The sequence below is a fragment of the Plantibacter sp. 2H11-2 genome, assembly GCF_050031945.1.
GTDB classification, from domain to species: domain Bacteria; phylum Actinomycetota; class Actinomycetes; order Actinomycetales; family Microbacteriaceae; genus Plantibacter; species Plantibacter auratus.
Map to the genome: position 1 here is coordinate 843,042 of NZ_JBNBBL010000001.1, position 16,888 is coordinate 859,929.

Consider the following 16,888-nt stretch of genomic DNA (forward strand, 5'->3'; position numbering starts at 1 on the left):
TCGCTCACAGGTTCAATCCGCCCTCTCGAGCACCATCGGCAATTGCTGCCACGCGACCTGCGTAGCGGTTGCCTCCACGGTCAAATACGACATCGTCGATGCCGGCTGCCTTGGCACGCTCGGCGATGAGTTCGCCGACCTTGCGCGACTTGGCGGTCTTGTCGCCGTCGAACGTCCGGAGGGTGTCCTCCATGGTCGAGGCGGAGACGAGGGTGTGACCCTTCGTGTCATCGACAACCTGCACGAACACGTGACGGGCTGAACGGTTGACGACGAGGCGCGGACGGACCGCGGTACCCTCGACCTTCTTGCGCAGACGCGTGTGGCGACGGCCACGTGCGGCAGTCTTCGTTGGACGAGCCATGGTTACTTACCAGCCTTTCCGGCCTTGCGACGCACGATCTCGCCGGCGTAGCGCACACCCTTGCCCTTGTACGGCTCGGGCTTGCGGATCTTACGGATGTTGGCGGCGACCTCGCCGACGGCCTGCTTGTCGATACCGGCGACCGTGAGCTTGTTGTTGCCCTCGACGGTCAGCGTGATGCCGACCGGCGGCTCGACGGTGACGGGGTGCGAGAAGCCGAGCGCGAACTCGACGGCGCTGCCCTTCTGAGCGACGCGGTAACCGGTACCGACGACCTCGAGGCCCTTGGTGTAGCCCTGGGTGACGCCGATGATCTGGTTCGCGATGAGCGTGCGGGTCAGGCCGTGGAGCGAGCGCGAGTTGCGCTCGTCGTCGGGACGCGTGACGAGCAGCTGTGCGTCTTCGAGCTTGACCTCGATGGGGCTCGCGACGGTGAGCTGAAGCTCACCCTTCGGGCCCTTGACGGTGACGTTCTGACCGGCGACGTCGATGGTGACGCCTGCCGGGATGTCGATGGGGAGTCTTCCAATACGAGACATGACTGGCTACCACACGTAGGCGAGGACTTCCCCACCCACGCCCTTCTTCTCGGCCTGGCGGTCCGTGAGGAGGCCGCTGGAGGTGGACAGGATGACGACGCCGAGGCCGCCGAGGACCTTGGGGATCTCGTTCGACTTCGCGTAGACGCGGAGGCCGGGCTTCGAGACGCGCTTGATGCCGGCGATGGAGCGCTCGCGGTTCGGGCCGAACTTGAGGCTCAGCGAGAGCGTCTGTCCGACGGCCGCGTCAGCGACCTCCCAGCCGGAGATGTAGCCCTCGGACTTGAGGATCTCGGCGATGTTCACCTTGAGCTTGGAGTGCGGCATCGACACGGTGTCGTGGTGCGCCGAGTTCGCATTGCGCAGTCTGGTCAGCATGTCTGCGACCGGATCTGTCATGGTCATATCGAGTGTTTCCTTTGTTCACCAGGTTTCGACATCCTGTGCAAGGGTGCCGACCTGTGGTGGTTGAACCGTTCTGGGCAGGAGTGCCCCGAACGGGCGGAAGCCCGGTCCTCGACATACACCGAGGACCGGGCAGAAGCTCAGCCTACTTGGACTCAGCCGCCTTGAACGGGAAGCCGAGCGCCTTGAGCAGCGCGCGACCCTCGTCGTCGTTCTTGGCCGTGGTCACGACAGTGATGTCGAAGCCGCGGACACGATCGATCTTGTCCTGGTCGATCTCGTGGAACATCGACTGCTCCTGGAGACCGAAGGTGTAGTTGCCGTTGCCGTCGAACTGCTTGTCCGAGAGGCCGCGGAAGTCGCGGATACGCGGAAGAGCGAGGCTCAGCAGGCGGTCGAGGAACTCCCAAGCGCGGTCGCCACGAAGCGTGACGTGAGCGCCGATGGGCTGACCCTCGCGCAGCTTGAACTGCGCGATGGACTTGCGTGCCTTGGTGACCTGCGGCTTCTGGCCGGTGATCTTGGTGAGGTCCGAAACAGCGCCGTCGATGACCTTGCTGTCGCGAGCGGCCTCGCCCACACCGGTGTTGACGACGACCTTCACGAGTCCGGGCACCTGGTGCACGTTCGTGAAGCCGAAGTCCTTCTGCAGCTGCGGAAGGATCTCAGCGCGGTACTTCTGCTTGAGACGGGGCTGGATTTTGCCAGTCGCCACTTCTGTGTCGGTCATTACAGGTCCTTACCTGACTTCTTGGCGTAACGAACGCGGACCGTCTTGGTGACGCCGTCCTTCGTGACTTCCTCGTTGCGGTGGCCGACCTTGGTCGGGCCCTTGGTCTCCGGGTCGACGAGCGCGACGTTGGAGATGTGGATCGAAGCCTCGACGGTCTCGATGCCGCCGGTCTTGGTTCCACGCTGGGTCTGGCCGACACGGGAGTGCTTCGTGACGTAGTTGACGCCCTCCACGATCACCCGGTTCTTGTCCGCCAGGACCTCGATGACGCGACCCTGCTTGCCGCGGTAACCACCGCGGTCCTGCTTCGGGCCGGAGACGACCTGAACCAGGTCGCCCTTCTTGATCTTTGCCATGACTTAGATAACCTCCGGCGCCAACGAGACGATCTTCATGAACTTCTTGTCACGAAGCTCGCGACCGACCGGTCCGAAGATGCGGGTACCACGGGGGTCCCCGTCAGCCTTCAGGATGACAGCGGCGTTCTCGTCGAACTTGATGTACGAACCGTCGGAACGACGGGTCTGCTTGCGGGTGCGGACGATGACCGCCTTGACGACGTCGCCCTTCTTGACGTTGCCACCGGGGATCGCGTCCTTGACGGTCGCGACGATGGTGTCACCGAGGCCCGCGTAGCGGCGGCCGGAGCCACCGAGCACGCGAATGGTCAGGAGCTCCTTGGCGCCGGTGTTGTCGGCGACCTTGACTCGTGATTCTTGCTGAAGCATTGTTCGCTTTCCTCTCAGTAAGCCGCGAGGCCTACTTGGCCTTCTCGAGAATCTCGACCAGACGCCAGCGCTTGGTGGCGCTGGTGGGGCGGGTCTCGCTGATCAGGACGAGGTCGCCGATGCCGGCGGAGTTCGCCTCGTCGTGAGCCTTGACCTTGGAGGTGCGGCGGATGACCTTGCCGTAGAGCGGGTGCTTCACGCGGTCCTCGACCTCGACGACGATGGTCTTCTCCATCTTGTCGCTGGTCACCAGACCACGGCGGGTCTTGCGGTAGCCACGAGCAGCGGCGTCCTTGACGTCGTGCTCGGCCGACTCGTGACCCTCGGGGGCCTTGTCAGTAGCGGTAGCCATGTCTAGGCCTCCTTCGTGGTCTCGGCGTCGGCTGCAGCGGTGTCCTCGGACTTCGGTGCGGCCTTGGCCTTCTTGGTCTTCTTCTCAGCCTTGGCCTCGACGACCTCGACGGTCGGCGTGGCACGGATGCCGAGCTCGCGCTCACGGATGACCGTGTAGATGCGAGCGATGTCGCGCTTCACGGCGCGCAGGCGGCCGTGGTTCTCGAGCTGCCCCGTGGCCGACTGGAAGCGCAGGTTGAACAGCTCTTCCTTGGCCTTGCGGAGCTCCTCGAGGAGGCGCTGGTCTTCAAAGGTGTCGAGCTCGACGGGGGTGAGCTCCTTGGATCCGATCGCCATTATGCGTCGCCCTCCTCGCGCTTGATGATGCGTGCCTTGAGGGGCAGCTTGTGGATTGCACGGGTGAGCGCTTCGCGGGCCAGGGTCTCATCGACTCCGGCGACCTCGAACAGCACACGACCCGGCTTGACGTTCGCGACCCACCACTCGGGCGAACCCTTACCGGAACCCATGCGGGTTTCGGCGGGCTTCTTGGTCAGCGGACGGTCGGGGTAGATGTTGATCCACACCTTTCCGCCACGCTTGATGTGACGCGTCATGGCGATACGAGCGGACTCGATCTGACGGTTGGTCACGTAAGCGGGCGTCAGGGCCTGGATACCGTACTCACCGAACGACACCTTGGTGCCACCGGTCGCCTGGCCGGAACGGCCGGGGTGGTGCTGCTTCCGGTGCTTGACTTTGCGTGGGATCAACATGGTTATGCCTCAACTCCTGCGGCGGCGGGCGCCTCAGCAGCTGCCTTGGGGGCGCTGCTCGGACCGGCGTTCCGACGGGGGCGGTCGCCACCGTCGCGACGTTCCGGACGCGTCGACTTCTGGTTGGCCTGCTCGCGAGCAAGCTCCTTGTTGGTGATGTCGCCCTTGTAGATCCAGACCTTGACGCCGATGCGGCCGAACGTGGTCTTCGCCTCGTAGAAGCCGTAGTCGATGTTCGCGCGGAGCGTGTGCAGCGGCACACGACCTTCGCGGTAGAACTCGGAACGGCTCATCTCGGCGCCGCCGAGGCGGCCGGACACCTGGATGCGGACACCCTTGACGGTGGACGTGCGCTGAGCGCCCTGCAGGCCCTTACGCATCGCGCGGCGGAAGGCCACACGTGCGGAGAGCTGCTCGGCGATGCCCTGCGCGACGAGCTGAGCGTCGGCCTCGGGGTTCTTGACCTCGAGGATGTTCAGCTGGATCTGCTTCTTCGTGAGCTTCTCGAGGTCGGCGCGGATGCGCTCGGCCTCGGCGCCACGGCGACCGATCACGATGCCCGGACGGGCGGTGTGGATGTCGACGCGGACGCGGTCACGGGTGCGCTCGATCTCGATGCGGCTGACACCAGCGCGGTCGAGCGAGGTCGCCAGCAGACGGCGGATCTTGACGTCTTCCGCGACGAAGTCGCTGTAACGCTGACCCTTCTTCGTGCTGTCGGAGAACCAACGCGACACGTGGTCGGTCGTGATTCCCAGACGGAAGCCGTATGGATTGACTTTCTGACCCATTACTTGCTCACCTTCTTGGCCTTGGCAGCGCCGGCAGTCTCATCAGGCGTCGAGAGCTCGACGGTGATGTGGCTGGTGCGCTTGAGGATGCGGAACGCGCGGCCCTGTGCGCGGGGACGGAAACGCTTGAGGGTTGCACCCTCATCGACGTACGCCTTCGCGATGTACAGGTCCTGCTCGTCAAGGAACACGTTGTCCTTGTCGGCCGTGACGCGAGCGTTCGCGATGGCCGAGGCAACGAGCTTGTAGATGGGCTCGCTGGCGCTCTGTGGTGCGAACTTCAGGATGGCCAAGGCCTCCTGAGCCTGCTTGCCACGGATGAGCGCGACGACACGACGGGCCTTCTGGGGGGTGACGCGGATGTGTCGCACGCGGGCGATCGACTCCACCATTTCTCTTCCTCCTTCACGTCACCGCGTTAGCGGCGACGGCCCTTCTTGTCGTCCTTCACGTGTCCACGGAAGGTGCGGGTGGGCGCGAACTCGCCGAGCTTGTGCCCGACCATCGTCTCGGTGACGAACACCGGGATGTGCTTGCGACCGTCGTGGACGGCGATGGTGTGACCCAGCATCGCCGGGATGATCATCGATCGACGCGACCAGGTCTTGATCACGTTCTTGTTGTTGGCCTCGTTCGCCGTGACGACCTTGCGGAGCAGGTGGTCGTCGACGAAGGGGCCCTTCTTGAGACTGCGTGGCATCTTCTCTTACTCCTACTTACGCTTCTTGCCGGCGGTACGACGACGAACGATGAGCTTGTCGCTTTCCTTGTTGGGGTGGCGCGTGCGGCCTTCCTTCTGGCCCCACGGGCTGACCGGGTGACGTCCACCGGAGGTCTTGCCCTCACCACCACCGTGCGGGTGGTCGATCGGGTTCATCGCGACACCACGGACGGTCGGGCGGACGCCCAGCCAGCGCTTACGGCCGGCCTTACCCCAGTTGATGTTCGACTGCTCGGCGTTGCCGACTTCACCGATGGTGGCGCGGCAGCGCAGGTCGACGTTGCGGATCTCACCGGACGGCAGACGGAGCTGCGCGTACGGGCCGTCCTTCGCGACGAGACGCACCGATGCACCCGCGGAGCGGGCCATCTTCGCGCCGCCGCCGGGACGGAGCTCGATCGCGTGGATGACCGTACCGGTGGGGATGTTCTTCAGCGGCAGGTTGTTCCCGGGCTTGATGTCCGCGCCGGCACCCGACTCGACTACGTCGCCCTGGCTGAGCTTGTTCGGAGCGAGGATGTACCGCTTGGTGCCGTCCACGAAGTGGAGCAGCGCGATACGCGCGGTGCGGTTGGGGTCGTACTCGATGTGAGCGACCTTGGCGTTGACGCCGTCCTTGTCGTTGCGACGGAAGTCGATCAGACGGTACTGGCGCTTGTGGCCACCACCGATGTGACGCGTCGTGATGCGGCCCTGGTTGTTGCGACCACCGGTCTTCGACAACGGACGAAGCAGCGACTTCTCCGGCGTGGTGCGGGTGATCTCCGCGAAGTCCGCGACAGACGAACCGCGACGACCAGGAGTCGTGGGCTTGTACTTACGAATAGCCATTTCTTATTCCTCTTCGTTCCCGGCCGTCTTAGCCAACAGCCGTGAAGATGTCGATGGAACCCGACTTGAGCGACACGATGGCGCGCTTGGTGTCCTTGCGCTTGCCGGTGCCGAACTTGGTGCGACGGGTCTTGCCCTGACGGGTGAGGGTGTTGATCGAAGCGACCTCGACACCGAAGATCTTCTCGATGGCGAGCTTGATCTCGGTCTTGTTCGAGCGCGGGTCGACGAGGAAGGTGTACTTGCCCTCGTCGATCAGGCTGTAGCTCTTCTCGGAGACGACCGGCGCGAAGATGACGTCGCGGGGGTCCTTGTTGATCGCGGTCATGCCGAGACCTCCTCGGTTGCGGCCGTGTTGCCGGTCTTGCTGGCGACGAATGCCTCGAAGGCGGCCTTGGTGAAGACGATGTCGTCGGAGACGAGCACGTCGTATGCGTTCAGCTGGTCGTACGACAGCACGTGCACGTTCTGCAGGTTGCGGACGCTGCGGAGGCTGACCTCGTCGTCGCGCTGGAGGACGATCAGGACGTGCTTCGAGGAAGCGACGTTCGTCAGGTACTCGGACACGGCCTTCGTCGACGGCTTCTCACCGATCGAGAGGGAGTCGACGACGTGCAGGCGGCTGCCGCGTGCGCGGTCGGAGATGGCGCCGAGGAGAGCCGCGGCGATCATCTTCTTGGGGGTGCGCTGTGCGTAGTTGCGGGGCACTGGACCGTGGACGATGCCACCGCCGGTCATCTGAGGTGCACGGATGGAGCCCTGACGAGCGTTACCCGTACCCTTCTGCTTGAACGGCTTGCGGCCGGCACCGGACACTTCGCCGCGGCGCTTGGTCTTGTGCGTCCCCTGGCGGGCGGCAGCGAGCTGCGCGACGACCACCTGGTGGATGAGCGGGATGTTGGTCTGAACGTCGAACACCTCGGCAGGAAGGTCGACGGTGCCGGCCTTCTTGAGCTTGGTGTCGAGCACGTCGAGAGTAGCGATAGCCATGGAACTACGCTCCCTTCACTGCGGTGCGGACGAATACGATGCGGCCACGAGCGCCGGGAACGGCACCCTTGACGAGCAGCAGGCCCTTCTCGGCGTCGATGGCGTGAACGCGGAGGTTCAGCACGGTGACGCGCTCGCCACCCATACGACCGGCCATGCGCATGCCCTTGAAGACACGGCTCGGGGTCGAGGAGGCGCCGATGGAGCCCGGCTTGCGGTGGTTGCGGTGAGCACCGTGAGATGCGCCCGTTCCCTTGAAGTTGTGACGCTTCATGACACCGGCGAAACCCTTACCCTTCGAAGTGCCGACGACGTCGACCTTCTGGCCGGCCTCGAAGACACCGTCGACGGTGAGCTCCTGGCCGAGCGAGTACTCGGATGCGTCGGCGGTGCGGACCTCGGTGAGGTGACGACGCGGCGTCACGCCGGCCTTGTCGAAGTGACCCGCGTCAGGCTTGCTGACCTTGCGGGGATCGATCTGGCCGTACGCGATCTGCACGGCGTCGTAGCCGTCGACCTCGGGGGTGCGAACCTGCGTGACCACGTTGGGCGTGATCTCGATGACGGTGACGGGAACGAGCTTGTTGTTCTCGTCCCACACCTGGGTCATGCCGAGCTTGGTGCCGAGCAGACCCTTGCTGGTCTTCGTGTTAGACATGTCTTCCTTCCGTCTCTACCGAGCTCAGAGCTTGATCTCGATGTTGACGTCCGCCGGCAGGTCGAGACGCATGAGCGAGTCGACGGCCTTCGGGGTCGGGTCGATGATGTCGATCAGACGCTTGTGGGTGCGCATTTCGAAGTGCTCCCGGCTGTCCTTGTACTTGTGCGGCGAACGGATCACGCAGACCACGTTCTTCTCCGTCGGAAGCGGCACGGGGCCGACGACGGTTGCGCCTGCACGGGTGACCGTGTCGACGATCTTGCGCGCCGAAGTATCGATGACCTCATGGTCATACGACTTCAGTCGGATGCGGATCTTCTGTCCCGCCATGTGTGACTCACTCTCTGTCTCGCGTCGTGCGGATCGCTCCGTATTGGACGCATATCGTGCGCTTTGCAACGTTCGGTTGCTCCGCGCCATTGGCACTACTGGTGTCGCACCACTGTTCTGCTGTCAACGACCACTCGTGTCTTGCGACCCTCGTGGTCATCCACCGGCATCCACCCCGACTCGTGGTCGGCGCTGGGCGTAGCACTGCTACGACCTGGATTGCGATGAAGTGATTGGTGTTCTGCTACCCGCGGCCTAGGCTCGATCCCTGTCGCGTTGCCGCGTCTGGGAGCTCCTATGCACTACCTGGCAGTGATCCGCCGGAGCGCGCACGGGCACGCTCGTCCGAAATACTGAACTGGACTAGTTTGCCACGGATCCACCATGCGTGCAACCCGGGCGTGTCGCGCGCGGCGGATGGTCAGGATCCGCCCAGTCTCGGGCGTCGAGAGCACCGAGGCGCTGCTGCTCAGCAGGGCTCGACGACGTTGTCGACCTCGACCGGACGCACCCCCGGGGTGCCCTCGAACCGCACCGCGTCGACCGTCGCGCCGGACACGTCCGCATCGACGTCGAGCGTCACCGTCGCGCCCGGCGCGATCGCCACCACCACGTAGGCCACCGGGCGTCCGTCGTCCGATCCGGCAGTGTACGGGACCTCGACGCCGTCAACCCGGACCGAGCGGATGTCGGCGCCGTCGGGCGAGTAGGCCATGACCCGCAGGCGCATCCAACCACGTGGGAGTCCCTCACGCTCGTGGAACCCCGCGATGTAGTCGAACGCCCCCATGTCGAGGTCCGGCTCCGTGTCGATCGTGTTGGAGAGTTCCGACGTGACCATCACCGTGCGGGCTCCGTCGACGTCGCACGACCCCGCACGGACACGGACCTGCTGTCGGAGGTAGTACTCGAGTTTGGACCCGACCGCGTCCGAGAGGTACAGCCCGAACGGCACCGAACGAGACGAACGCTCGGGCAGGGCGCCGCCGACCCCGGCGAGCACCAGCGCCCGCTCCTCGACGCGGTCGGGACTCCAGGCGAGCAGACGCCGCTCGTCGACCGCCTGGACCCAGCCGTCGATCGCCCGGGGCACCTCCATGGACCCCGCCTGCAGCTGCGACGTGAGCGCCTGCACGACGGCGGTGAAGGTCGCGTCCTGGGCCCGGTTCGCCTCGTCGCTGAGACCGGGGTGGTCTCGGTACACGCTGTTCAGGAGCTCGTCGACCACCGTCTCGCTCGACACCTCCGTGCCGTCGGCCAGCTCCACGGGGCCGGTCGCTCGCAGCAGGTGGGACAACGCGACCGGATCCACGGCCAGCACCAGGTCCGGCACGACGCCCTGGCTCTCCTCCCACAGCCGCGAGGCCACCTGCGCACCGTACGGGAAGTCCGGCCGCGCCGTCACCTCATGGATGGAGGTGCCTGCTGCAGCGTAGCCCTCGGTCCGGTAGAGCGCGTCGGCATCGGCCGGCAGGGGCACCACCGGATCGGCGTGCGACACGAAGTCCGCGCCGCCGAGGGTCCTGGTCACGCTGAGCACCCCCTCCTCGATGTGCACGAGCACCGAAGCTCCTGCGATGCCGCCGAGGGCCCGGCTCTCCGCCGAGTTCTGGAACAGCACGACAACGTCTCGCGGACCCTCCTCCCCCAGGAACCCGGGCAGCGCCCGAAGCACCGGTGCGAGCCGCGCGGCGAGCGATGAGGCCTCGCGCAGCGGTCCGTCGAGTCCACCCAGCGCCGACACCACCTGCGGCAGGAGCACCGAACGGTCGAGACGGTCGAGGCGCGCCACCTGCTCCTCGAGTCGCTCGAGCGCACGCGCCGAGCTCCGGGCAAGTCTCCCCACTCGCTCCGTGTCCAGTCGCCCGTCGACCGCCAGTCCGTCGAGGGACAGGGCGAGGACCGGCTCGACGACCTCGTGGACGACCACGTGCGCCGCCTCGACGGCCGTGCGCACCGCCTCGAAGTTCGCCCCGGAGACGGGCACGCGTTCCGCAAGCCACCAGTCAGGCCGCTGCGTCGACGCCAGTGCCCGCTCGACCGCATCTCCTGCACGCTCCACGGCGGCAGGATCGATCGCGTCGGTGCCGCCGCCATCGCCGCCCGCCCGGATCGTCTCGAGCTCCGGCAGGACCGACTCGAGCTCCTCCCGGACGGACATGGCCTCCACCGCCGCCGACACGGAGGCTCCAGCGATGCCGAGCAGGACGGACAGGGCGACGGCGCTCGGGATCAGGACACGTGGGCGCGACAGACGACGCGGGCGAATGGAGGAACGGGACACGGTCACCTCGGGCGGCTCGATGCTGAATGGGTCGACCGATATCTTACATATGAGTTGCCCGGTTGCCGATCGGCCGACAGCGCGCACGACGAAGGGCCCGGAGCGAAATGCTCCGGGCCCTTCGTGTGGAACCGTGCCGACCCTGAGGTCGATCAGGGGTTCGCGTCAGCGGATGCTTACGCGAGCACCTTGGTGACGGTGCCGGCGCCGACGGTGCGGCCACCCTCGCGGATGGCGTAGCCGAGGCCGACCTCCATGGCGATGGGCTGGATCAGCTCAACGGTCATGTCGGTGGTGTCGCCGGGCATGACCATCTCGGTGCCCTCGGGCAGCGTGATGACGCCGGTGACGTCGGTGGTGCGGAAGTAGAACTGCGGACGGTAGTTCGCGTAGAACGGGTTGTGACGCCCACCCTCATCCTTGGACAGGATGTACGCGGTGCCCTCGAAGTTCGTGTGCGGCGTGACCGAACCCGGCTTCACGACGACCTGGCCGCGCTCGACGTCTTCACGCTTCGTGCCACGGAGCAGGAGACCACAGTTCTCGCCGGCCCATGCCTCGTCGAGCTGCTTGTGGAACATCTCGATACCCGTGACGATCGTCTTCTGCGTCGGGCGGATGCCGACGATCTCGACCTCGGAGTTGATCGCGAGCGTGCCACGCTCGGCGCGGCCCGTGACGACGGTTCCACGACCGGTGATCGTGAAGACGTCCTCGATCGGCATGAGGAAGGGCTTGTCCTTGTCGCGCACGGGGTCGGGGACGTTGGCGTCCACGGCGTCCATGAGGTCGAGGATGCTCTGCACCCACTTCTCGTCGCCCTCGAGCGCCTTGAGGCCCGAGACGCGGACGACCGGTGCGTCCTCAGCGAAGCCCTGCGAGGCGAGGAGCTCGGAGACCTCGAGCTCGACGAGCTCCAGGATCTCCTCGTCGTCGACCATGTCGGACTTGTTCAGCGCGACGAGCAGGTAGGGGACGCCGACCTGCTTGGCGAGCAGCACGTGCTCACGCGTCTGAGCCATCGGGCCGTCAGTGGCGGCGACGACCAGGATCGCGCCGTCCATCTGCGCAGCACCGGTGATCATGTTCTTGATGTAGTCAGCGTGACCGGGGGCGTCGACGTGCGCGTAGTGGCGCTTCGGGGTCTCGTACTCGACGTGCGAGATGTTGATCGTGATACCACGCTGACGCTCTTCCGGCGCGGAGTCGATCGACGCGAAGTCGCGCTGCACGTTGGTCGCGGACGGGAACTTGTCCGCCAGGACCTTCGAGATCGCCGCGGTGAGCGTGGTCTTGCCGTGGTCGACGTGACCGATCGTACCGATGTTGACGTGCGGCTTGGTCCGCTCGAACTTGGCCTTTGCCACTGTGAGTCCTCCTCAGGACGTTGTGCGGGACGCCGGGCACCATTCGATGCCCGACGCACTGCAGGGATGTGTATTCATGTTACGCGATCCGCCCGGGTGTTCGCACACCCGGCCGGACCGCGGTGAAGAGAGAGTGAGTGACTACTCGCCCTTGTTCTTCTGGATGATCTCGTCGGCGACAGCCTTCGGGACCTCCGCGTAGCTCTCGAACGTCATCGAGTACACGGCACGACCAGAGGTCTTCGACCGGAGGTCGCCGATGTAGCCGAACATCTCGGAGAGCGGCACGTTGGCACGGATGACCTTGACGCCGGTGGCGTCGTCCATGGACTGGATCTGTCCACGGCGCGAGTTGAGGTCTCCGATGACGTCGCCCATGTACTCCTCAGGAGTACGCACCTCGACCGCCATGAGCGGCTCGAGGAGGACGGGGTTGGCACGCGAGTAGGCCTCCTTGAGACCCATCGAGCCGGCGATCTTGAACGCCATCTCCGAGGAGTCGACGTCGTGCGCCGCACCATCGGTGATGATCGCCTTGACACCCACGACCGGGTAGCCCGCGAGGCCACCGACCTGCAGGGCGTCCTGGAAACCGGCGTCGATCGACGGGATGTACTCGCGCGGGATGCGACCACCGGTCACGGCGTTCACGAACTCGTAGGTCGTCTCCGGAGTGACGTCCATCGGCTCCAGATCGAACTGGATCTTCGCGAACTGACCCGAACCACCGGTCTGCTTCTTGTGCGTGTAGCCGTACTTCTCGACCTTGCGCTTGATGGTCTCGCGGTAGGCGACCTGCGGCTTGCCGACGTTGGCCTCGACGTTGAACTCGCGCTTCATGCGGTCGACGAGGATGTCGAGGTGGAGCTCGCCCATGCCCTTGATGACCGTCTGGCCGGTCTCGGTGTTCTGCTCGGTGCGGAACGTCGGGTCCTCTTCGGCCAGCTTCTGGATCGCGGTGCCCAGCTTCTCCTGGTCGGCCTTGGTCTTCGGCTCGATCGCGACCTCGATGACGGGCTCCGGGAAGCTCATCGACTCGAGGACGACCTGGTTCTGCGGGTCGGACAGGGTGTCACCGGTGGTGGTGTCCTTCAGGCCGATGACCGCGTAGATGTGACCGGCGGTGACGAAGTCGACCGGGTTCTCCTTGTTGGCGTGCATCTGGAAGATCTTCCCGATGCGCTCCTTCTTGCCCTTGGTCGAGTTGATGATCTGCGCACCGGAGTCGAGACGACCCGAGTAGACGCGGACGTAGGTCAGGCGACCGAAGAACGGGTGCACCGCGACCTTGAACGCGAGCGCGGTGAAGGGCTCGGTCGAGTCGGGGTGACGCTCCACGACCTTCTCCTCGTCGCGCGCGTCGTGGGCCTCGATGGCCGGGACGTCGAGCGGGGAGGGGAGGTAGTCGATGACGGCGTCGAGCATCGGCTGGACGCCGCGGTTCTTGAACGCGGAGCCACAGAGGACCGGGTACATGGTGCTCGTGATGGTGAGGTGACGGATCGCGGCCTTGATCTCCGCGACGGTCAGCTCTTCGCCACCGAAGTACTTTTCCATGAGTGCGTCGTCGGTCTCGGCGACAGCCTCGAGGAGCGCGGTGCGGTACTCGGCCGCCTTCTCCTTGAGGTCTTCCGGGATCTCCTCGATGGCGTACTTGGCGCCCATCTCGACGTCACCCTTGGCGTCTCCGCGCCAGGTGAGCGCACGCATCTCGACGAGGTCGACGACGCCCTCGAAGTTGGACTCGGCACCGATCGGCAGCTGGATGACCAGCGGCTTCGCGCCGAGGCGGCTGATGATCGTGTCGACGGTGAAGTAGAAGTCGGCGCCGAGCTTGTCCATTTTGTTGACGAAGCAGATGCGCGGGACGTCGTACTTGTCGGCCTGACGCCAGACCGTCTCGGACTGGGGCTCGACGCCCTCCTTGCCGTCGAACACCGCGACCGCGCCGTCGAGGACGCGGAGCGAACGCTCGACCTCGACCGTGAAGTCGACGTGGCCGGGGGTGTCGATGATGTTGATCTGGTTCTTGTTCCAGAAACAGGTCGTCGCGGCGGACGTGATGGTGATGCCGCGCTCCTGCTCCTGCGCCATCCAGTCCATCGTCGACGCACCGTCGTGGGTCTCGCCGATCTTGTGGTTGACGCCCGTGTAGAACAGGATGCGCTCGGTGGTGGTGGTCTTGCCGGCATCGATGTGGGCCATGATGCCGATGTTGCGGACCTTGTTCAGGTCGGTGAGCACGTCTTGTGCCACGGGGTCCTCCGGGGATAGGTAGGGGTGAGCTGATTCACTCAGGTGTGCGAGGGCGGGCGGATCGCCCGCCCTCGCATCGGGCGGCGACTACCAGCGGTAGTGCGCGAACGCCTTGTTCGACTCGGCCATCTTGTGCGTGTCTTCACGACGCTTGACAGCTGCACCGAGACCGTTCGATGCGTCGAGGATCTCGTTCTGGAGACGCTCGGTCATCGTCTTCTCGCGGCGGCCCTTCGCGTAGCTCACGAGCCAGCGCAGGGCGAGGGTGTTGGCGCGGTGAGGCTTGACCTCGACCGGCACCTGGTAGGTGGAACCACCGACGCGGCGCGAACGCACCTCGAGGGTCGGGCGGACGTTGTCGAGCGCCTTCTTGAGCGTGACGACGGCGTCGCCCTGGTTCTTGGCGGTGACGCCTTCGAGTGCGTCGTAGACGATGCGCTCAGCGAGGCCCTTCTTGCCGTCCAGCAGGATCTTGTTGACGAGCTGGCTGACGATGGGGGCGCCGTAGACGGGATCGGCGACGACGGGACGCTTCGGAGCTGGACCCTTGCGAGGCATTACTTCTTCTCCATCTTCGCGCCGTAGCGGCTGCGAGCCTGCTTGCGGTTCTTGACGGCCTGCGTGTCGAGGGCGCCACGGACGATCTTGTAACGGACACCCGGGAGGTCCTTCACACGACCACCACGGACCAGGACCAGCGAGTGCTCCTGGAGGTTGTGGCCCTCACCGGGGATGTACGCGGTGACCTCGGTGCCGTTGCGCAGCTTCACGCGGGCGACCTTGCGCATCGCCGAGTTCGGCTTCTTCGGGGTGGTGGTGTACACGCGGGTGCACACGCCGGCCTGCTGGGGGTTGCTCTTCAGGGCGGGCGCCTTGGTCTTGACGACCTTGGGGCTGCGGCCCTTCCGAACCAACTGCTGAATGGTTGGCACTACTTGCTCCTTGATGATGACTGCACGGTGACAGTGGTACTGCAGCATTCGTGGACCGGTCTCCCGGATCACGAGGTCGTATGGACCCACCGGCGCCGCGCGAGTGCGCGTCGCTTTCGTGGTGGGTATGCCGTGGGGGCGATCGGCAACCGGGACCAGCCCGGCGGGGATCAACCCGATGGTGCAAGACTGCTGTCCACTCCCCCGAGCCAGGCTCCGGAGAACGTGGACAGCACGAGAGCGCACGACAGCGCGCACACCCAAACAAGACTAGCCCGCCGACAGGCTGTGGTCAAACGACGACGGCCCCTGGGAGCATCGCTCCCAGGGGCCGTCCAGCTCGGCGTCTACGGGGACGGGACGAAGGTCGCGCCCTCGTCGGTGAAGCCCTCGATCGTGCCGCCGACGACGAAGTCGACGGGGTTGATGCTGTAGCCCGGACCGGTCTGGCCGGTGGCCGGGTCGGTCAGCGTGCAGGTCATCGACATGCGTCCGACGGTCTCGGAGTCGACGGTCCAGCCGCCGCCCGCGAAGTCACCGATCGTGAAGGTCGGGCGCGTGTCGAACTTCCAGGTCACACCGGAGGGGGTGAAGCCGGTGTCGTTGCGGATCTCGAAGGGGCACCCCTCCGGGGCGAGCTCCGTCGCCGCACCGCAGCCGTCGATGTACGCGTTGACGGCCTCCTCGACGGCGGTCGTCCCGGCGTCGGTGAGGGCGACGGCGAGCGTCGCGGGTTCCGCGGCCTGACCGAAGCCCACGGCCGTCGTGGTCGTCGCCTCGGCGGTGTACCAGTCGCTCTCGCTGAGGGCGACGTCGTAGGTGCCCGGGAGGGCGCGCAGCTGGTACGAACCCTCGGCGATCGGTTCGACGTCGGTGAGGTCGACGCCGCCGACCGTCGCGACCGCGTCCTCAGGGGCGACCACGTCGACCTGGACCGTGCTGAGTTCGGGAGCCTCGAGCTTCCACTTGTCGAAGAGCACGGCGTCCTTGCCGACCTTGGTGAGCGTGAACTCCTGGTCGACGCTCTCGCCGCCCTGGGTGAGACGGGCCTCGACGGTCGCGGTGTTCCCGCTGGTCGTCGTCTTCCCGATCGTGTAGCCGGAGACCTTTCCGGACGCCGCCTTGTACGCGTCGTCGGTCAGCAGCACGTCGGCCGCCGACACCTCGGTACCGGAGAGCTTGAGCGCCTGTTCGGCGTCGCCCGACTTGAGGGCGTCGAGGTAGCTCTTGACCGTCACCTCCGGGGCGTGGAGGGCGTTGCCGACGCTGACGCCGACGATGCCACCGACGATGATGAGGAGGAGGGCGCTCCCGCCGGCGATGATGCCGGTGAGCCCCTTCTTCGAGAGCTTCTTCTTGGGCGGCTGCTGGCCGCCGCCGTACCCGCCGGCACCCTGCGCGTAGGGCGCCTGGCCGTACTGCTCGGTGGGCTGCTGGCCGTACTGCCCCGTGGGCTGCTGGCCGTACTGACCGGTTCCCTGCTGACCGAACTGCTCGGTCGGCTGCTGGCCGTACTGCGCCGTCTGACCGTACTGACCGGTCTGCTGGCTGTACTGACCGGTCTGCTGGTCGTACTGGCCCGTCTGCTGGTCCTGCTGGCCGGACGACTGCTCACCGTACTGGCCGGACTGCTGCCCGTACTGCCCAGACGGCTGCGTCGGCGACTGCCCGTACGGCGACTGCTGTCCGTACTGCCCCGTCTGCTGCTGGCCTGAGCCCGACTGCTGCGGGCCGTTGCCCTGCCACCCCTGCTGCGGGTCGGGCTGAGCGGGTGGTCGCTGCCACTGGGGCTGCTGCGGGTTCTGATCTCCGGGATCGGTCATGGTGTTGCGCCCCCAATGAGCATG

The 16,888-nt window shown here is 65.8% G+C and carries 23 protein-coding genes; all 23 read right to left on the minus strand.

The genetic code is table 11. The annotated features are described in order from the left end of the window. Positions 1 to 4: 4 nt before the first annotated feature. The 23 genes from rplR to ACQG07_RS04065 all read right to left on the minus strand — a co-directional run bounded on the left by rplR (position 5) and on the right by ACQG07_RS04065 (position 16,864). Entirely contained in the window at positions 5 to 364 is a 360-nt protein-coding gene (rplR, locus tag ACQG07_RS03955) for a 50S ribosomal protein L18 (RefSeq protein ID WP_064296693.1), read from the minus strand. A 2-nt stretch (positions 365 to 366) separates the two neighbouring features. Beyond that, positions 367 to 903 (minus strand): 50S ribosomal protein L6, encoded by a 537-nt coding sequence (rplF, locus tag ACQG07_RS03960; RefSeq protein WP_064296694.1) that lies wholly within the window; start codon positions 901 to 903, stop codon positions 367 to 369. A gap of 6 nt (positions 904 to 909) precedes the next feature. Beyond that, positions 910 to 1,308: a 30S ribosomal protein S8 gene (gene rpsH, locus ACQG07_RS03965; protein ID WP_064296695.1), complete on the minus strand. Its 399-nt coding sequence runs from the start codon at positions 1,306 to 1,308 to the stop codon at positions 910 to 912. A gap of 145 nt (positions 1,309 to 1,453) precedes the next feature. Next, a complete protein-coding gene (rplE, locus tag ACQG07_RS03970) occupies positions 1,454 to 2,038 on the minus strand; it encodes a 50S ribosomal protein L5 (protein ID WP_056008119.1) in 585 nt (194 codons plus the stop codon). Then, positions 2,038 to 2,397: a 50S ribosomal protein L24 gene (gene rplX / locus ACQG07_RS03975; RefSeq protein WP_056008121.1), complete on the minus strand. Its 360-nt coding sequence runs from the start codon at positions 2,395 to 2,397 to the stop codon at positions 2,038 to 2,040. Before rplX ends, rplE begins: the two co-directional genes overlap by 1 nt. 3 nt (positions 2,398 to 2,400) lie before the next feature. Next, positions 2,401 to 2,769: a 50S ribosomal protein L14 gene (gene rplN / locus ACQG07_RS03980; protein ID WP_064296696.1), complete on the minus strand. Its 369-nt coding sequence runs from the start codon at positions 2,767 to 2,769 to the stop codon at positions 2,401 to 2,403. A gap of 31 nt (positions 2,770 to 2,800) precedes the next feature. Continuing rightward, positions 2,801 to 3,121 (minus strand): 30S ribosomal protein S17, encoded by a 321-nt coding sequence (rpsQ, locus tag ACQG07_RS03985; RefSeq protein WP_056008125.1) that lies wholly within the window; start codon positions 3,119 to 3,121, stop codon positions 2,801 to 2,803. 2 nt (positions 3,122 to 3,123) lie between these two features. Beyond that, positions 3,124 to 3,459, minus strand: coding sequence for a 50S ribosomal protein L29 (gene rpmC / locus ACQG07_RS03990; RefSeq protein WP_079705264.1), 336 nt, complete (start codon positions 3,457 to 3,459; stop codon positions 3,124 to 3,126). Further along, positions 3,459 to 3,878, minus strand: a complete 420-nt coding sequence (gene rplP, locus ACQG07_RS03995; protein ID WP_056008131.1) for a 50S ribosomal protein L16 — start codon at positions 3,876 to 3,878, stop codon at positions 3,459 to 3,461. Before rplP ends, rpmC begins: the two co-directional genes overlap by 1 nt. A gap of 2 nt (positions 3,879 to 3,880) precedes the next feature. Further along, positions 3,881 to 4,669, minus strand: a complete 789-nt coding sequence (rpsC, locus tag ACQG07_RS04000) for a 30S ribosomal protein S3 (protein WP_064296699.1) — start codon at positions 4,667 to 4,669, stop codon at positions 3,881 to 3,883. Beyond that, entirely contained in the window at positions 4,669 to 5,061 is a 393-nt protein-coding gene (gene rplV, locus ACQG07_RS04005; RefSeq protein ID WP_056008137.1) for a 50S ribosomal protein L22, read from the minus strand. Before rplV ends, rpsC begins: the two co-directional genes overlap by 1 nt. Positions 5,062 to 5,087: 26 nt before the next feature. Further along, positions 5,088 to 5,369, minus strand: coding sequence for a 30S ribosomal protein S19 (gene rpsS, locus ACQG07_RS04010; RefSeq protein WP_064296700.1), 282 nt, complete (start codon positions 5,367 to 5,369; stop codon positions 5,088 to 5,090). A gap of 12 nt (positions 5,370 to 5,381) precedes the next feature. Beyond that, positions 5,382 to 6,221, minus strand: a complete 840-nt coding sequence (gene rplB, locus ACQG07_RS04015) for a 50S ribosomal protein L2 (RefSeq protein ID WP_064296701.1) — start codon at positions 6,219 to 6,221, stop codon at positions 5,382 to 5,384. A 28-nt stretch (positions 6,222 to 6,249) separates the two neighbouring features. Continuing rightward, the gene (gene rplW / locus ACQG07_RS04020; protein WP_056008147.1) at positions 6,250 to 6,549 is read right to left on the minus strand and encodes a 50S ribosomal protein L23; all 300 of its coding nucleotides are present in this window, start codon (positions 6,547 to 6,549) and stop codon (positions 6,250 to 6,252) included. Beyond that, positions 6,546 to 7,211 carry a 50S ribosomal protein L4 gene (gene rplD / locus ACQG07_RS04025; RefSeq protein WP_079705263.1) on the minus strand — a complete coding sequence of 222 codons (666 nt, stop codon included), beginning with the start codon at positions 7,209 to 7,211 and terminating at the stop codon, positions 6,546 to 6,548. Before rplD ends, rplW begins: the two co-directional genes overlap by 4 nt. A 4-nt stretch (positions 7,212 to 7,215) precedes the next feature. Continuing rightward, positions 7,216 to 7,869, minus strand: a complete 654-nt coding sequence (rplC, locus tag ACQG07_RS04030) for a 50S ribosomal protein L3 (protein WP_056008154.1) — start codon at positions 7,867 to 7,869, stop codon at positions 7,216 to 7,218. Positions 7,870 to 7,893: 24 nt separating this feature from the next. Further along, entirely contained in the window at positions 7,894 to 8,202 is a 309-nt protein-coding gene (gene rpsJ / locus ACQG07_RS04035; RefSeq protein WP_005050520.1) for a 30S ribosomal protein S10, read from the minus strand. Positions 8,203 to 8,671: 469 nt separating this feature from the next. Next, positions 8,672 to 10,492 carry a DUF4012 domain-containing protein gene (locus ACQG07_RS04040; protein ID WP_426737262.1) on the minus strand — a complete coding sequence of 607 codons (1,821 nt, stop codon included), beginning with the start codon at positions 10,490 to 10,492 and terminating at the stop codon, positions 8,672 to 8,674. Positions 10,493 to 10,662: 170 nt separating this feature from the next. After that, complete coding sequence (tuf, locus tag ACQG07_RS04045) at positions 10,663 to 11,853, minus strand: elongation factor Tu (RefSeq protein WP_064296705.1); 1,191 nt, start codon at positions 11,851 to 11,853, stop codon at positions 10,663 to 10,665. Between the two features lie 141 nt (positions 11,854 to 11,994). Next, on the minus strand, positions 11,995 to 14,109 hold the full coding sequence (gene fusA / locus ACQG07_RS04050) for an elongation factor G (protein WP_079705261.1): 2,115 nt from the start codon (positions 14,107 to 14,109) through the stop codon (positions 11,995 to 11,997). Between the two features lie 87 nt (positions 14,110 to 14,196). Beyond that, positions 14,197 to 14,667 carry a 30S ribosomal protein S7 gene (rpsG, locus tag ACQG07_RS04055; protein ID WP_064296707.1) on the minus strand — a complete coding sequence of 157 codons (471 nt, stop codon included), beginning with the start codon at positions 14,665 to 14,667 and terminating at the stop codon, positions 14,197 to 14,199. Then, on the minus strand, positions 14,667 to 15,041 hold the full coding sequence (gene rpsL, locus ACQG07_RS04060) for a 30S ribosomal protein S12 (protein WP_056008169.1): 375 nt from the start codon (positions 15,039 to 15,041) through the stop codon (positions 14,667 to 14,669). The genes rpsG and rpsL overlap by 1 nt, the downstream gene beginning before the upstream one ends. Before the next feature lie 347 nt (positions 15,042 to 15,388). After that, positions 15,389 to 16,864 carry a hypothetical protein gene (locus tag ACQG07_RS04065; protein ID WP_426737266.1) on the minus strand — a complete coding sequence of 492 codons (1,476 nt, stop codon included), beginning with the start codon at positions 16,862 to 16,864 and terminating at the stop codon, positions 15,389 to 15,391. Positions 16,865 to 16,888: the final 24 nt, after the last annotated feature.

Excerpts from the sequence above, each read along its gene's own strand:
- rplV (WP_056008137.1), bottom strand. The coding sequence starts at position 5,061 with ATGGTGGAGTCGATCGCCCGCGTGCGACACATCCGCGTCACCCCCCAG.
- rpsH (WP_064296695.1), bottom strand. The coding sequence starts at position 1,308 with ATGACCATGACAGATCCGGTCGCAGACATGCTGACCAGACTGCGCAAT.
- rplR (WP_064296693.1), bottom strand. The coding sequence starts at position 364 with ATGGCTCGTCCAACGAAGACTGCCGCACGTGGCCGTCGCCACACGCGT.
- rplC (WP_056008154.1), bottom strand. The coding sequence starts at position 7,869 with ATGTCTAACACGAAGACCAGCAAGGGTCTGCTCGGCACCAAGCTCGGC.
- rpsQ (WP_056008125.1), bottom strand. The coding sequence starts at position 3,121 with ATGGCTACCGCTACTGACAAGGCCCCCGAGGGTCACGAGTCGGCCGAG.
- rplE (WP_056008119.1), bottom strand. The coding sequence starts at position 2,038 with ATGACCGACACAGAAGTGGCGACTGGCAAAATCCAGCCCCGTCTCAAG.
- rpsG (WP_064296707.1), bottom strand. The coding sequence starts at position 14,667 with ATGCCTCGCAAGGGTCCAGCTCCGAAGCGTCCCGTCGTCGCCGATCCC.
- rpsC (WP_064296699.1), bottom strand. The coding sequence starts at position 4,669 with ATGGGTCAGAAAGTCAATCCATACGGCTTCCGTCTGGGAATCACGACC.
- ACQG07_RS04065 (WP_426737266.1), bottom strand. The coding sequence starts at position 16,864 with ATGACCGATCCCGGAGATCAGAACCCGCAGCAGCCCCAGTGGCAGCGA.
- rpmC (WP_079705264.1), bottom strand. The coding sequence starts at position 3,459 with ATGGCGATCGGATCCAAGGAGCTCACCCCCGTCGAGCTCGACACCTTT.
- rplN (WP_064296696.1), bottom strand. The coding sequence starts at position 2,769 with ATGCTTCAGCAAGAATCACGAGTCAAGGTCGCCGACAACACCGGCGCC.
- rplW (WP_056008147.1), bottom strand. The coding sequence starts at position 6,549 with ATGACCGCGATCAACAAGGACCCCCGCGACGTCATCTTCGCGCCGGTC.
- rplB (WP_064296701.1), bottom strand. The coding sequence starts at position 6,221 with ATGGCTATTCGTAAGTACAAGCCCACGACTCCTGGTCGTCGCGGTTCG.
- rpsS (WP_064296700.1), bottom strand. The coding sequence starts at position 5,369 with ATGCCACGCAGTCTCAAGAAGGGCCCCTTCGTCGACGACCACCTGCTC.
- rplP (WP_056008131.1), bottom strand. The coding sequence starts at position 3,878 with ATGTTGATCCCACGCAAAGTCAAGCACCGGAAGCAGCACCACCCCGGC.
- rplF (WP_064296694.1), bottom strand. The coding sequence starts at position 903 with ATGTCTCGTATTGGAAGACTCCCCATCGACATCCCGGCAGGCGTCACC.
- rpsJ (WP_005050520.1), bottom strand. The coding sequence starts at position 8,202 with ATGGCGGGACAGAAGATCCGCATCCGACTGAAGTCGTATGACCATGAG.
- rplD (WP_079705263.1), bottom strand. The coding sequence starts at position 7,211 with ATGGCTATCGCTACTCTCGACGTGCTCGACACCAAGCTCAAGAAGGCC.
- rplX (WP_056008121.1), bottom strand. The coding sequence starts at position 2,397 with ATGGCAAAGATCAAGAAGGGCGACCTGGTTCAGGTCGTCTCCGGCCCG.